Genomic DNA, 15,181 nt, shown 5'->3' with positions numbered 1-15,181 from the left:
GAAGCTGATTACGAAGGAAATCCTATGCCCCTCGACCCGAAGATGCAGCAAGCCTTTCATGAGATCGCTAGCACCATTGAAGGTATTGATACAGAGGTCTATGAGAAGTACCAAAAGGATCCGCTAGAACCCATTATTGGCTTGGGCCATAAGGATGCGCCTGTTGGTTTCTTTGGTCGGGATCCGGGGCGGGACGAAGTTAAATACGGTGAGCCCTTTATCGGTGCTGGCGGACAGATCGCTCGCAGGGTTATTTATGAGCATTTGCACGGTAAACCCATGCCGGACTTCGATGCAGGTCGCTCTTTAAGCCAGAAATTTTTCTGGGCCAACACCGTGCCGTATAAGCCCATCGGCAATAAAGCCTGGTCCGAAAAGATCAAGAAACGCTTTCATCCACTCATGCGACAGTTATTAATCGAGCAGTGGCATGGCCGCACCATCATCACTTTCGGCCGCGAGGCCTTTCTCTGGTTTGCCATCGATCAACCCAAAGAAGAGAAACAACGCCTAGAGGCCTTCTGGAAAAGCGAGGATCGCTTTACAAGCCATACCGAGGTCACGCTGACAGCAGAGGAGGAGAAAGGGCACGTGTTTACGCTATACCCACTCCCACATCCCTCGCCCTTGAATCAGGCATGGTTTGATAAGTTTCCGGGGCTTTTAAAAAAGCGATTGGAGTTGATGGAGGTTTAATTGATATTTGTAATTCTGTCTAGGACTCTTGATGGTATTTTGTTTTCTTTTCCTTCCTTTTTCATTAGCGAAGAATATTTTTGGTAGCTTGATATGGCACTATCTTTATTTTTCAATAACCAGTCGCAGTCAGCTAAGTTCAAATAGGCAACAGTTCTATTAGGGTGTTCATCTACTATTTTTTCTAAAAGTATTTTTGCTTCTTTTAGATAGCCTGCTTCCTCTAGTAAAAAACCTATATCATTGGATAATTGAACTCTTTCAGGAAAGTATAATTTTTCCAAAATATAACTTTCCGGATTGCAATTGGTTTCATCTTCATTGTAGTCTAGCAGTAGGGATATGCGTTCTTTAAAAATATCTTCTTTGCTTAGTTTATAGGCGGAGAGCGCAGCTTTGAAATAATGCAATACATCTTCGTTAATGAGTTTTTTTGAGTTAGAGCTGTTTGTGCTTATAATGTAATTTTTCTTTAATTCATGAAAAGCATCCATTCCGTTAAATTTATTTAATTCTTGCCCTATTATACTTTTATTGTACAGGTCGTAAGTGCTTATTAAGGATCTATCGCATGAGCTGTTGTTTATGTTTAAAAGCAATCTGGTGGCTAATATTTTGTTTTCGGATTTATTGTAAGAGAAGTATATGTTAAAATTATAATTGGCATTATCTTCTTCTCGTGTTATTAGAGTGAGGTAAGATGTTGGTTGTTCGCCTTTCAAAATCAATCGATGAGATTCTTTTTGAGAGTCTATATTTTTTATTATATCCTTTTCAGTTGTGATTTTATCAAAAATAAATCCATCATAACTGTTTGGTGAGTAATTGTTTTTTATGTTGGGAAAGGCTTTTTCTGCATAGCTAATAATTTTTCCATCTTCCGATATGATTAATTTATAAGGGAACTCTTTGTTTCTGGTGAGCTCTAATTCTACGCTTTCGTTTTTTCCGTTTCCGTCGATATCGATAATAATGCTTTCCGCTGCATGTTTATTTTCTGCTGCAGAGTAAGAGGATAAGAAAGCAATAAGAACTAAGTGTTTTTTATTAATCATTATTTAAGTATCTCATATATTGATTCAAAATTTTCTCTTCGCTCTTTATAGCTTTTTGTGTTTAGGTTGACCACTTTTGTTATTTCATTAGTGCTCTCTATATTTGCTGCTACTTTTTCATTTAATTTATTAACCTCCCAAAAACCCATTGCTGACAAAATTCCCATTTTCGTTTCTAACACTTGATCAGGATTCTGCACTATATCAAAAGTTTCTTCTGGAACTTTTTGTTTGAGGATATCATTAACTTTTCTATAGTTAATTTTCCAAGTTAATTGTATAAAGCCTTTTCCTTTATATTTTAAGCCATCATCGCATCCGCCGGGATGAAGAGCAAAATCTCCTACAGAGTTATTGCAACATTATACCCTTTTCGCTATTTCGTCTGGTTTTGGTAGTTGAGAATAAGCATATTGTTTTCGGACAGTGTAGCGTGCGTGTTCAGATGCAGGTAACTTATTAAAATCTCGAATTTCAATTCTTTTATAACCTAAGCTTTCAGCTTCCTCTGGATATGTATTAAAGTATCTTTTGTATGTATCTTTAAGGCTCTCAACTGAAAACCAAAGACTTTCCTCTTTTCCTTTTAGTTCAGAACCAACTTCAGTTTTAACTTGAGCAAAAAACTGTGAAATTCGCTCTCGATTGTTTATTTCAAAACGCCGCGCATAGAAATTAAAAAGCTTTCTTACTTCTTCTCTGGTCGCTTCGTTAGACTGTGGGAAAATCTTTAACATTTGTTCAAAGGTTATTAAATCCTTATTAGGAGTATAGTGTTGTTCTATCAGTGCAGTTGCATTTATATGCCATACCTTTTTTTGCTCTGTACCATCTTCAGTAGAAATAATATTTTTCCACCAGCTTAAGACCTTGATTCTATCTTTTTCTGTTTCCCAGTTTTGTTTGGCTTCTTCAGAGAAACTCATTAAAGTATCTAAATCATTCCATTTAACGCTGTTCCAAAACCACTCGCTTTCATAGCAAGCTATTATTTTATAGATTGACTGAGCACTCCAAGGGAGAGCTAAAGCAGCCTTGATCTCTTCAGGAGAGAGTTTTTTGTCATTGTTAGTGTCTATAATATCGTATAGGCGCTTTTTGATTGGGCCATTATCCGAAAGATCGACACGTGCTGCGTAGTCTGCCCGCTCGCTTTCATCTAGCTGGCCCGAGCTGTCAAAGTGGCAGGCTAGATGATCCAGGTTGCACGGCGTCTCGCTAATGAAATCAAATCCTTCCCATTCCCAAGGACTATGACGCGTAGTAAATTCGGACTGTTCTGTAAGCCATCCACTAATTTTGTTTCCCTGCTGGTCCGCTAAGATATTATCTAGACGCCACCAAGTTCTAGTTTTATTACCCTGCGATGTTTCGGTTACTGTGATCTTTCGATCTTGAGGATAGTTATTGAGTACCTCAAGATTAAAGATCATGTCTACTCCAATCACGGTCCCTGCATCCGAAAGCTTGGGGGGATTAGAGGCGCTAATATCAGAGCGATGACTTATTAATTTACTAGCCCTATTATGGATCTTAAGTAAATTCTTTTTTTCATCAGGAAGGCTCGCTGCTGCAGCTTTGGTTTTTTCTATGAACGCAGGGACGTCTTCGCAGCTAAACACTTCCAAATGGAGCATGGGTTCAGCGGCAATATCGTCGTGGTTTTGATAGATACCTAGGTGCCCTATGATTTCTCCGGCCCTTATAGGGTAGGGCGAATCCAGAACATGAATATCGTTTAGCGTAGGTGGGGTTCTACTGGCCTGTAGACATTCTTTATATACATAGCCGCTAATATTTTTTATGCAATCTTCTTTAAGGGGGAGGATGTTTTGACCAGAAATAAATTCTTTGATCTTGCAATAACGGCCAGTGTCTGTTTCTAAAGTAAAGGTTACATCTACAGGTATTAGTCCTGTAAGCAAGTTTTTATCTGAACCTATAGCAGCCTTGCGTATGTTTAGTCCTTTCTGCGGTGCCAGTGTTGGCTCAGTGTCATACGGCAAATGTGACCGTTTGAACATTTAGAAGAATTGATGACCCAGCGGTATTTATTACCGAGACGAACGGTTACCTGTAGCAACCGTTGCGTCTAGAGTAGGCAATTTGCTACCAAGCGTGACGTGCTTTGCATCGGGCGCTTAACGAAAACACCCTTGGCTGACCTTTTTTTTCGCAGAATCTAGCGGCGAGGAACGGAGCGGGTACGGCCACTGCCGTCGATGGCGACAAAAACGAAAGCGGCTTCGGTCACCTTGCTCCATTCGTTGGAGAGAGGGTCATCGCTCCAGACCTCAACCATCATGCGAATCGAACTGCGGCCGACTTCCAGCGCCTGGGTATAGAAGGAAAGCTGTGCACCCACCGGAACCGGGACGAGAAATGCCATGCGGTCGATGGCAACCGTGGCGACGCGACCCTGAGCGATTCGACTGGCCATGGACGTGCCGGCCAGGTCCATCTGGGCGACGAGCCAGCCGCCATAGATATCGCCAAACCCGTTCGTTTCGCGTGGGAGTGCGGTGATCTGCATAGCCAGATCGCCTTGAGGTATTGGATCTTCTTGTTCGAGTTCTTCAATCATGCGCGGGGCGCCCCTGGAGCCCTTTTCAATTTTGATGGCTGGGAGACCTTTTAAAGCAAGAATATGGCCAACCTGACCGGGCGTGTCGAATGTCGTCTGATCCTGGGCAGTATATAGACTGTGCCGGTCAGGTACGACAGGGTGTTGACAGTTTAAATAAATTCGCCGAACGGCTTGGGCGTCGGTATTTGAATTTGATATCGTGCAGGTTTGCACATGACAGACCCGACCGGGCCGTGTCATGGCTACACAGGTGATGGTTTGCGTTCAACCGGTTCGGGCCAGGTTCGCAATGTTGTCCACAAGATGACGGAGCGAACGTATCACGGCCCAGTGCTCACACGGCTTTTCATTTCCCTGGTTCTCGCTCTTGTATTAATGTCTCGTCTCCGCCCCGTGCGGATTTACGGCCTCCCTGCTTAACTAGGGGAGACGTTCACCGGTGTAGCTCGAACCTGTGTGCGGGAAAACCCTGCTTGTCCAGGTTCCACGGTCTAGCGCGAACGTGTGCATATAATTCTAACGAGACTTGAGCCATGAGACCGCAATCCCATTCCGCCTTGCCCGAATCACGCCCGTTAGGGCGCAGTGACTATAAGACCCTTTCCCTGTCCGCCTTGGGTGGCGCGCTCGAATTTTACGACTTCGTGATCTTCGTGTTTTTCGCCGCCGTCGTAAGCAAGTTGTTCTTTCCTGCCGAGATGCCCGAGTGGCTGCGCCAGATCCAGACCTTCGGCATCTTTGCCGCGGGCTATCTGGCACGTCCGCTGGGGGGCGTGATCATGGCCCACTTTGGCGATCTCTTAGGACGCAAGAAGATGTTTACGCTCAGCATCTTCATGATGGCACTGCCCACGCTGGGTATGGGCCTGATGCCAACATACGCCCAGATCGGCATTGCTGCACCGCTGCTACTGTTGCTGTTGCGCATCATCCAGGGGGCTGCCATTGGCGGTGAGGTGCCGGGTGCGTGGGTGTTTGTGGCCGAACATGTCCCGAACCGCCACGTAGGCTATGCCTGCGGTACGCTGACGGCCGGGTTGACCTTTGGCATCCTGCTCGGCTCGCTGATGGCAACCCTGATCAATACCGTGTTTACGCCCGTTGAAGTGCACGATTATGCGTGGCGTTTTCCTTTCTTGATCGGTGGCGTATTCGGATTATTCTCGGTGTATTTACGCCGTTGGCTGCATGAGACCCCGGTCTTCGCCGAGCTTCAGCTACGCAAGTCGCTGGCCAGTGAAGTGCCGCTCAAGGCGGTCCTGCGTGATCACCGGGGAGCCGTTGTCGTATCCATGCTGCTGACCTGGATGCTGACCGCCGGTATCGTGGTCGTTATTCTCATGACGCCCACGCTGTTGCAGACTCAATATGGCTTCTCTGCCGCGGTAGCGCTCAGAGCCAATAGCCTGGCAATCGTGTTCCTGACCGTGGGTTGCATCATATCGGGCTCGCTGTCCGACCGCTTTGGCAGCGGACGGATCTTTTTGATCGGCGGTGCGCTCCTGGGAATCATATCCTGGACGATGTACGCCAGCCTCAAGACGCATCCGGAATGGCTGTTCCCGCTGTATGCGCTGGCAGGCTTGTCAGTTGGGGTGATCGGGAGCGTGCCGCGTGTCATGGTACTGGCGTTCCCGGCCGAGGTACGTTTCTCGGGCCTGTCGTTCTCCTATAACCTGGCCTATGCCATCTTTGGCGGCCTGACGCCGATGATCGTGACGCTGATGCTCAAGCAGCACCCTTTGGGGCCGGCCTATTACGTGGTCGGCCTAGCCATTCTGGGCATGCTGGTGGGCGCCTGGCTGCTTAGCCAGGAGCGCCGTGTCGTACCGGTTGCGGCCTGATCCTTCGCGTACTCGAACGCTGCCTCAGACGAGGTAGCGTTCGGCAAGCTTGGCCCAGTAGCGTGCCCCAATGGGCAGCAGGGCGTCATTGAAGTCGTAGGCGGGGTTGTGCAGGCTGGCGCTGTTGCCATTGCCAATGAACAGATAACACCCCGGACACCGCTCAAGCATATAGGCGAAATCCTCGCTGGCGCTGATAGGCGCAAAATTCGGCACAATAGACTGGCTGCCAAAACACTCTTCTGCCACTGACCGTGCAAACGCAGTTTCCTGGGTATGGTTGACCAGTACCGGATAGCCGCGACGGTAATCCAGCTGGGCAGTCGCGCCAAAGCTTTCCGCCTGGGCCTGGGTAACCGCGCGGATACGCTGCTCCAGCTGATCGCGCACGCTGTTGCTGAAGGCGCGAATCGTCAGCTTCATGTCTACCGCATCGGGAATGACGTTATTGGCATGGCCGCCATGAATACTTCCTATGCTGATGACTGCTGTTTCCAGCGGATCGATATTGCGCGACACGATGCTTTGCAACGCCATGATTGTCGACGCACTGGCGACAACAGGGTCGACGGCCTTGTGCGGTACGGCGCCATGACCACCCTGGCCGACAATACGCAGGTCGGCAGTATCGGCGGAGGCCATGGCCGGTCCTTCTACAAAGCAGAAGTGGCCGGCCGGTACACCCGGCATGTTATGGAAGCCAAACATGGCATCGCAGGGAAAGAGGTCGAATAAGCCGTCTTCGATCATCCGCAATGCGCCGCCAAGTCCTTCCTCGGCCGGTTGAAAAATCAAATGAAGGGTGCCGTCAAAAGCACGTGTCTCAGCCAGATAGCGGGCCGCTGTCAGCAGGGTTGTGGTGTGACCGTCATGCCCGCAGGCGTGCATCCGGCCGGCATTGGCACTGGCATAGGGCAGACCGGTGGCCTCTACAATGGGCAGGGCGTCCATGTCCGCGCGGATGCCAAGTCGCTTGCTGCCCGAGCCGACTTTGAGCGTGCCGACCACGCCCGTGCCGCCCAGCCCCCGATGAACTTCATACCCCCAGGCGCTTAGCGAGGCGGCTACCAGGTCGCTGGTGCGATGCTCCTCATAGCCCAGTTCAGGATGCTGGTGGATATCCCGCCGGAGGTTGACCATGTCGGGTAGAAAGTCTTCGATTCTCAAGGCAGCGTCGTCACGAAGAAGTGTATCGATAGGCATTTGGATTCCTCTTATTTGCGCGTGGCGAGATCAGTCGAGGTGGCGCTCCTGGAAGGCCAGTAGGCCAGCCAAACCGATGCATAGCATGCTGATCAGGTACCAGGCAGGTGCCAGTGGAGCTTGTGTGACTTGCAGCAGCCAGGTCACGATGAACTGTGCCGTGCCACCGAACAGGGTGACGCCGATGGCATAGGTCATGGCAAGACCGGTCGCCCGGACCGAGCGGGGCAGGGACTCGCTGATAAGCAGTAGACCGGCCGTCATGTTCATGCCAAGAGCGGCAACGACGGTCAGGCGGCACAGCAGAGCCAGCCCCTGTGTATCGGGTGAGTCCAACCAGGCAAAGGCAGGGTAGATAGCCAGAATGGCAACCACCAGGGCGACAGCGGCCAGACGTTTGTGGTGGCCGAAGCGGTCGGCCGCCAGCCCTGCGAACAAGGCGGATATCATCAGGACAGCACTGCTGGCGGTACCCATCCAATAGGCCGTTGTGGCTGAAAGGTGCGAGACCCGGGTGGTGTACGTCGGCATGTAGAACAGGATGATGTAGGTCATCAGCGTGGCTGACATGATGATCAAAAGACCCAGCAGGAACCCTCGGGTATGGCTACGCAGAAAAGCCATGACCGGGGCGGCTTCTGGCTTGTCAGCGCTTTGTGGCTGGTAGGTTTCATCAACGTGGGCTCGGATGTAGAGGCCAACCGGAATAATCAGTAGACCGATCAGAAAGGGTACGCGCCAACCCCAGCTATGCAGCGCCTCTTCGCTGAGCGAGCCGTGCAGGATCGCAGCCAGCATGGCGCCCAATAGGGAGCTGCCGCCCTGGCTGATGACCTGCCAACTGACATAAAAGCCGCGCCGACTCCGGCTGGCTGATTCCAATAGTAACGCGGTGGCTGCCCCAATCTCGCCACCGGCTGAGAAGCCTTGTAACAGACGCCCCACCACTAGAAGCAGGGGTGCGAAGATCCCGATCTGGGCATGGGTAGGCGTCAAGGCGATAAACAGGCTGCCCAATCCCATGAGCAGAATGGTCAGCAGCATGGCCGCCTTGCGTCCGGCACGGTCGGCATAGGCACCCAGGACCATGCTGCCCAGGGGGCGCATCACAAAGCCAACGCCAAAGACAGCAACGGCCATGAGCAGCGAACCGTAGGGTGTATCCGAGGGAAAGTACAACTGGCCGATGAGACTGGCGAAAAAACTGAAGACGGTAAAATCGAACATCTCCAGCCCATTACCCAGGCTGGCAGCAGCGATCAGTTTGGCGCGGGGGAGTGGGGCGGCGACTGCCGATGGCGTAACGGAGGCGGCGTGCGAAGGAAGCGCATGAGCCATGGGGTATCTCCTTGGACGGCCAGAGGTCGATAGCTAGGCAAGCAAGGTTCGCGCCGGAGGGTGTCAACACGCTGAAAGTGGCCTGATCGGCTAGAAACTGAGGGAAGAATCTGTGCTGTACAGGCGCCTGAGCGCAGCAGGCAGGCGCTACGATGGTGCACTGTGCACCTAATAGGATGGGCGCGACGGCCCATGGGCTTGGGTGGCGTCACAATATGTTCATATTTTGGTCATATAGTGGCTCAATGCCCACTTATCGCTAACGGGCGCCACCCAATCATTCTTGCAAGGAATGTGGTATGAGATTCAAAAGGCTGATGGCCGCCATGACGTTTGCCGCTGTGGGACTCAGCGCAACGACTGCTGTAGCGGCCATCGACCCGGCGCTTCCAGATTACCAGAAGGCCAGCGGGGTATCGGGTAACCTGTCCAGTGTCGGTTCGGATACTCTCGCGAACCTCATGACTCTGTGGGCCGAGACCTACAAGCGCAATTATCCCAGTGTAAACATTCAAGTGCAGGCGGCCGGTTCCTCGACGGCCCCTCCAGCCCTGACCGAGGGTACTTCCAACCTGGGCCCAATGAGTCGCAGGATGAAGGATTCTGAGGTTCAGGCGTTCGAGCAGAAATATGGCTACCGACCGACTGCGGTCCCGGTGGCAGTGGATGCGCTGGCGCTGTTTGTCCACAAAGACAACCCCATCAAGGGGCTGACCATTGAGCAGGTGGATGCCATCTTTTCATCCACACTGCTCTGCGGTGGCAAACAGGACATCAGAACCTGGGGTGACCTGGGCATGACGGGCGAGTGGGCCAACCGGCCTATTCAGTTGTTTGGCCGAAATTCGGTATCCGGCACGTACGGATATTTCAAGGAAGAAGCGCTGTGCAAGGGTGACTTCAAGCCAAACGTGAATGAGCAGCCGGGCTCCGCTTCGGTCGTGCAATCCATTAGCCAGTCGCTCAACGGCGTCGGTTATTCTGGTATCGGGTACAAGACATCCAGCGTGCGAACCGTACCGTTGGCTAAAAGAGGATCGGATAAGTATGTGGAAGACACTGAGCAGAATGCCCTGAACGGTAGTTATCCACTGTCCCGCTTCCTTTATATCTATGTGAACAAGGCACCCAACAAGCCCCTAAGTCCGATGGAGAGCGAGTTCCTGAAGATGGTGCTGTCCAAGACAGGGCAAGAGGCAGTCGTGAAGGACGGTTATATTCCGATTCCAGCCAAGGTTGCCGAAAAAGCCAGGAAAGATCTGGGCTTCTGAGCCCGGCTTCTTTTACAGTTGCCCGCCCGTGTTCTGCACGGGTGGGCATTGGCATGTCTTATTACTGTCATCTGATTGTCATATCTCGTCTTTAGGCTCTGCGCGACGAAGGACCAGGCTTCCTATTCATGAACCAAACCCGATCCCCTGCACGCATCGATTTCGATACGCCTGCGATGCGTCGCAAGCGCCGCTGGCGAGCCAGCATGGATCGTTTCACGCGGTGGTACGTGCTGGTCGGTGGGTTGGCCGTGCTGGCGGCGATCACTCTGATCTTCTTCTACCTGGCCTATGTGGTCCTGCCGCTCTTCAAAGGGGCTACGCTGACAGCCGAGGCCGTACAGACACCTGCCTGGCTACAACAGGCCGGAGCGCCACTTGTACTTAGCGTGGAGGAGCAGAACGAAGTCGGCATGCAGGTCACCCCGGCGGGCGATCTGGTCTTTTTCAAGGTCAAGGATGGTACGGAGCTGAATCGGCAGGCTTTGCCGATTCCCTCGGGTACCCAGGTGGTTTCGGTTGCCCAGGACTTGGTCAAGCCGGTGCTGGCATTAGGGCTCTCCAATGGGCGGGCACTGCTGGTCCGACACATCTATAAGTCGACTTATCCTGAAAACAAGCGGGTCATCGTGCCTCAGGTCGATTATCCCTACGGGCCGGCACCGGTCGTGGTCGATCCTGAGGGGCGCGCCCTGGAGCATCTGAGCCTGACGGCAGGCGAAGGCGAGTTGACCCTGGCCGCGTCCAATGCATCCGAACTATTGGTGTTCAAGCTGACCCGTACGGAAGACATGCTGACGGGCGAAACCACCCTTGAGCAGCAGCGAATCGACTTGCCTCGCCTCTCACAAACGGTGCAGGCGTTGCATCTGGACCCTCGGGGTCAATGGCTGTATGTGATTAATGGGCGCTCGGCAGCAGATGTTTTTGATCTGCGCGACCGCACCCTTAATGGTCATTACAGACTGATCGATGATGCGCATAACCAGGTTACCGTGACGGCGCAGTTGCTTGGCGGGATTTCGCTGCTCGTAGGCGATGCCAAGGGAGGTATCAGCCAATGGTTCATGGCACGTGGCAAGGACGGCGAACCCCAGCTTCAGCACATTCGCACTTTCCATCTCAAGGACGCGCCGATCACGCAGATCGTGGCCGAGCAGCGGCGCAAGGGATTTATCGCACTGGATGAAAAGGGCAACCTGGGCGTTTTCCACAGCACCGCCGGGCGTACGGTGCTGGCCGAGAAGATCGCTGACGGCAACGGCCGGCTGGCGCTCTCGCCGCGGGCCAACCATGTCCTGCTTGAGCGTGACAGCCAGCTCATGAATTTCGCGCTGGACAATCCACACCCGGAGATCTCCTGGTCAGCCCTGTGGGGCAAGGTCTGGTACGAAAACTACGAAAAGCCGTCCTATGTCTGGCAATCCACTTCGGCAAGCAATGACTTCGAGCCCAAGCTGAGCTTGGCACCACTGACCTTTGGTACGCTCAAGGCCGCGTTCTACGCCATGCTGCTGGCGGCCCCGCTGGCTATTGCTGCCGCGGTCTACACCGCGTATTTCATGGCGCCGCGCATGCGCCGCAAGGTCAAGCCGGTCATTGAACTGATGGAAGCGCTGCCTACCGTAATTCTGGGCTTTTTCGCCGGTCTGTTCCTGGCTCCTTATGTAGAGGGTCATCTGCCAGGAATTTTCAGCCTGATCCTGCTGGTACCGATCGGTATTGTCCTGGCAGGGCTTGTGTGGTCGCGGCTGCCTGAATCCATTCGCTTCCGCCTGCCCGACGGCTGGGAAAGCCTGCTGCTTATTCCTGTGGTGCTGCTTACAGGCTGGTTTGCGCTGAGCATGAGCCCTCATCTGGAAACCTGGTGGTTCAATGGTGATATGCGTTTGTGGCTGCATGAGCACCACATTACCTATGACCAGCGCAACGCCTTGATCGTAGGCCTGGCGATGGGGTTTGCCATCATCCCGAATATCTTTTCCATTGCCGAAGACGCCATTTTCAGCGTGCCGCGCAGCTTGACTTACGGCTCGCTGGCGCTGGGCGCAACGCCGTGGCAGACCCTGACCCGGGTCGTGATCCTGACGGCCAGCCCAGGCATTTTCTCAGCCTTGATGATCGGTCTGGGGCGTGCCGTAGGCGAGACCATGATCGTACTGATGGCTACCGGTAACACCCCCATCATGGATGCCAATATCTTCGAAGGTATGCGGACCCTGGCGGCCAACGTGGCGGTGGAAATGCCGGAGTCGGAAGTTGGCGGCACGCATTACCGCGTGCTGTTCCTGGCGGCACTGGTGCTGCTTTCCTTTACCTTCGTGATGAACACGCTGGCGGAAATGATCCGTCATCGACTGCGTAAGAAATATGCCTCGTTGTAAGCGCTGCCCTGGCGGCTGTAGCACCCTGGAAGGGGCTGGAACTGATAAGTGAAGAACTCCGTGAAGCAGGACTCCCTGAAGCAGTGGTTCAAAAGCGGTGCGCCGGGCATCTGGTTGAGCGGGGGCGCCGTGGCCATTGCTGTGATCATGACCATTGGTTTGATCGCCATCATCGCTGTGCGCGGTCTGGCCCATTTCTGGCCGTCTGATGTGATCGAGGCGCGTTATGCCGTACCCGGCGAGACGCCCCGCATGATCATGGGTGAGGTTGTCCAGACCGAAGGGGTACCTCGGGAGCGACTCAAGAGCGCCGGACTGCCTGTCGAGGCGGAAGGATCAACCCTCATGACTCGGGAACTCGTCAAACTGGGCAACCGGGAGCTGTACGGCAGTGATTTCGTCTGGGTCGTAGGTGATTGGCTTCAGGAACAGAAATCTCCCAAGGATGCTATTGCGCTGGAGCGCCGCGAATGGGGCAACTTTTACGGTTATCTGGTCAACGTCAAGGAGGCGGGCAGGGTCGTTGCGGAAGGGGATGCGGCTCTGCCGGCGATGCGTGAACGTCTCAAGCGCATCGATTCGCTGGCTAGCCGGATCAGCCGTATCGAGAAGGTCGAGATTGGTGGTGTCAACCACGATATCGAGCGTCTCCGGCTACAGATGCGTAGCCTTGAGCTGGACGACCGGCTTGATGCGGCTGCCCAGGCGGATCTGGCCGCCGAGCGCAGCGAGCTGGATGCCCGCTACCATGACCTCGAGACACAGCTGAACGCATTGCGCCAGGAATTCGAACGCGACAGCCTCACGGTGCGGGATGCCTCCGGACAGGAAACCGAGATTCGCCTGGGTAACGTCGTCCACGCCTACCAGCCCAACGCCATGAGCAGCTTTCAGAAGCTGGGCTTTTATTTCGCGAAATTATGGGAGTTTCTGTCTTCCGATCCACGCGAGGCCAATACCGAAGGCGGTGTGTTCCCAGCTATTTTCGGAACGGTGATGATGACCCTGATCATGGCTGTGATCGTGACGCCCTTTGGTGTGATTGCCGCTGTGTATCTACGTGAATACGCCAAACAGGGGCTGATGACGCGCCTGATCCGTATCGCCGTCAACAACCTCGCCGGTGTTCCAGCCATCGTCTATGGCGTATTTGGGTTGGGTTTTTTCGTCTACGTGCTGGGCGGTTCGATTGATCAACTGTTCTTTCGCGCGTCGCTGCCGGCTCCGACCTTTGGGACACCCGGCCTGCTGTGGGCCTCCCTGACCCTGGCTATTCTGGCTGTACCGGTGGTGATCGTAGCGACCGAAGAAGGACTGGCCCGAATTCCAAGAAGCGTACGCGAGGGGTCGTTGGCGCTGGGAGCGACTCAGGCTGAAACCCTGTGGCGCGTCGTGCTGCCGATGGCCAGCCCGGCCATGATGACAGGGCTGATCCTGGCGATTGCGCGCGCAGCGGGCGAAGTGGCGCCGCTGATGCTGGTGGGCGTGGTAAAGCTTGCGCCAACACTGCCCGTGAATCTGAATTACCCCTATCTGCACCTGGATCAAAAGATCATGCACCTGGGCTTTCATATCTTCGATGTCGGCTTTCAGAGCCCGAACGTCGAAGCGGCCCGGCCGCTGGTTTATGCCACGGCGTTGCTGTTGGTCCTGGTGATTGCTGCGCTCAATCTCTCGGCGGTGGCGATCCGTAATCGCCTGCGGGAGAAGTATCGGGCGATGGACAACTAAACGAATCCGGGCGCTCGGCATACCGTGGCGCCCCAACGCGGCCGAGAGGCCCAATGGAGTCATCCATGCGTGAAATGCAACGGCCGAGGTTCGGGCTCAATGTTGGCAGGCGTGAGCGGCAAGGGCTTGACCCGGCGGCTGAGCCCGTGGCCCTGGAAGTACCCGGCTTGAACCTGTTCTATGGACAGAAGCAGGCGCTGTTCGACATCAACCTGAACATTCCCAAACAACGTGTCACATCTTTTATCGGGCCTTCGGGCTGCGGCAAGTCCACGCTGCTGCGTTGCTTCAACCGGATGAACGATCTGGTCGATGGCTGCCGGATCAATGGCGAGATTCGCCTGGATGGACAGAATATCTTTGCCAAGGGGACCGACGTGGCCGAACTGCGGCGCCGGGTCGGCATGGTATTCCAGAAGCCCAACCCGTTTCCCAAAAGCATCTATGAAAATGTGGTTTATGGCCTGCGCATTCAGGGCATCAAGAAAAAGCGCATGCTTGACGAGGCCGTTGAGTGGGCGCTCAAGGGGGCTGCACTCTGGGAGGAGGTCAAGGATCGCCTGCATGAGTCGGCACTGGGCCTCTCCGGCGGTCAGCAGCAGCGTCTGGTGATTGCCCGAACCATCGCTGTGCAGCCGGAAGTGCTGCTACTCGACGAACCCAGCTCCGCCCTGGATCCGATCTCTTCGCTCAAGATCGAGGAGCTGATCTATGAGCTGAAGACGCGATACACCATTGTCATCGTGACGCACAACATGCAGCAGGCCGCTCGTGTATCCGATTACACGGCTTTCATGTATATGGGCAAGCTAATCGAGTATGGCGATACCGACACCGTGTTCACCAACCCGACCAAGAAACAGACCGAAGATTACATTACAGGGCGTTACGGGTAATGAAACCGTCACACTCTATAGCCTACCTTATGTCTATTTAACTATCGGGTTTCCCACTGAAAGGTGTTGCTGACCAGGAAGTCAATCACTACCCCTATACTCAAGCGCGTTTTTGCCGATAACCCAATCGGGCGCTGCGCATGGCTTCAGGTGGTGTTACCGCTCAGCATCTTTTC

The 15,181-nt window shown here is 53.5% G+C and carries 12 protein-coding genes; 6 read left to right on the top strand and 6 right to left on the bottom strand.

The window, feature by feature from the left end; all coding sequences use genetic code 11:
* The first annotated feature begins 24 nt into the window (after nt 1-24).
* Nucleotides 25-696, top strand: coding sequence for a uracil-DNA glycosylase family protein (locus GM154_RS05405; protein ID WP_219651262.1), 672 nt, complete (start codon nt 25-27; stop codon nt 694-696).
* Here GM154_RS05405 and GM154_RS05400 read toward each other — a convergent pair.
* From GM154_RS05400 to GM154_RS05385, 4 genes are all read right to left on the bottom strand, one after another.
* Nucleotides 693-1,751, bottom strand: a complete 1,059-nt coding sequence (locus tag GM154_RS05400) for a M48 family metallopeptidase (RefSeq protein WP_197872488.1) — start codon at nt 1,749-1,751, stop codon at nt 693-695. The genes GM154_RS05405 and GM154_RS05400 overlap by 4 nt on opposite strands.
* Nucleotides 1,751-1,951, bottom strand: coding sequence for a hypothetical protein (locus GM154_RS05395; protein ID WP_219651260.1), 201 nt, complete (start codon nt 1,949-1,951; stop codon nt 1,751-1,753). The genes GM154_RS05400 and GM154_RS05395 overlap by 1 nt, the downstream gene beginning before the upstream one ends.
* 162 nt (nt 1,952-2,113) lie before the next feature.
* Entirely contained in the window at nt 2,114-3,757 is a 1,644-nt protein-coding gene (locus GM154_RS05390; protein ID WP_219651258.1) for a hypothetical protein, read from the bottom strand.
* A gap of 176 nt (nt 3,758-3,933) precedes the next feature.
* Nucleotides 3,934-4,332 carry an acyl-CoA thioesterase gene (locus tag GM154_RS05385; RefSeq protein WP_037030601.1) on the bottom strand — a complete coding sequence of 133 codons (399 nt, stop codon included), beginning with the start codon at nt 4,330-4,332 and terminating at the stop codon, nt 3,934-3,936.
* A gap of 539 nt (nt 4,333-4,871) precedes the next feature.
* On the opposite strand from GM154_RS05385, the gene GM154_RS05380 reads away from it, so the two are divergent.
* On the top strand, nt 4,872-6,182 hold the full coding sequence (locus tag GM154_RS05380) for an MFS transporter (RefSeq protein WP_010796267.1): 1,311 nt from the start codon (nt 4,872-4,874) through the stop codon (nt 6,180-6,182).
* 24 nt (nt 6,183-6,206) lie between these two features.
* On the opposite strand, the gene GM154_RS05375 is transcribed toward GM154_RS05380, so the two are convergent.
* Both GM154_RS05375 and GM154_RS05370 read right to left on the bottom strand, forming a co-directional pair.
* On the bottom strand, nt 6,207-7,385 hold the full coding sequence (locus GM154_RS05375; RefSeq protein ID WP_219651256.1) for a M20 aminoacylase family protein: 1,179 nt from the start codon (nt 7,383-7,385) through the stop codon (nt 6,207-6,209).
* A gap of 30 nt (nt 7,386-7,415) precedes the next feature.
* On the bottom strand, nt 7,416-8,723 hold the full coding sequence (locus GM154_RS05370; protein ID WP_219651254.1) for an MFS transporter: 1,308 nt from the start codon (nt 8,721-8,723) through the stop codon (nt 7,416-7,418).
* A gap of 299 nt (nt 8,724-9,022) precedes the next feature.
* Between GM154_RS05370 and GM154_RS05365 the strand changes: the two genes are divergently transcribed.
* The 4 genes from GM154_RS05365 to pstB all read left to right on the top strand — a co-directional run bounded on the left by GM154_RS05365 (nt 9,023) and on the right by pstB (nt 15,005).
* Nucleotides 9,023-9,994 carry a phosphate ABC transporter substrate-binding protein PstS gene (locus GM154_RS05365; protein WP_074820842.1) on the top strand — a complete coding sequence of 324 codons (972 nt, stop codon included), beginning with the start codon at nt 9,023-9,025 and terminating at the stop codon, nt 9,992-9,994.
* Between the two features lie 128 nt (nt 9,995-10,122).
* On the top strand, nt 10,123-12,378 hold the full coding sequence (locus GM154_RS05360) for an ABC transporter permease subunit (protein ID WP_219651252.1): 2,256 nt from the start codon (nt 10,123-10,125) through the stop codon (nt 12,376-12,378).
* Nucleotides 12,379-12,438: 60 nt separating this feature from the next.
* Nucleotides 12,439-14,109, top strand: coding sequence for a phosphate ABC transporter permease PstA (gene pstA / locus GM154_RS05355; RefSeq protein ID WP_308460598.1), 1,671 nt, complete (start codon nt 12,439-12,441; stop codon nt 14,107-14,109).
* A gap of 74 nt (nt 14,110-14,183) precedes the next feature.
* The gene (pstB, locus tag GM154_RS05350) at nt 14,184-15,005 is read left to right on the top strand and encodes a phosphate ABC transporter ATP-binding protein PstB (protein ID WP_037030598.1); all 822 of its coding nucleotides are present in this window, start codon (nt 14,184-14,186) and stop codon (nt 15,003-15,005) included.
* Nucleotides 15,006-15,181: the final 176 nt, after the last annotated feature.

The organism is Pseudomonas sp. MAG002Y, assembly GCF_019400845.1.
In the GTDB taxonomy this organism is placed as follows: Bacteria; Pseudomonadota; Gammaproteobacteria; order Pseudomonadales; family Pseudomonadaceae; genus Chryseomonas; species Chryseomonas luteola.
Note: the sequence above shows the minus strand (reverse complement) of the source record. Positions and strands in the feature narration are given on the sequence as shown.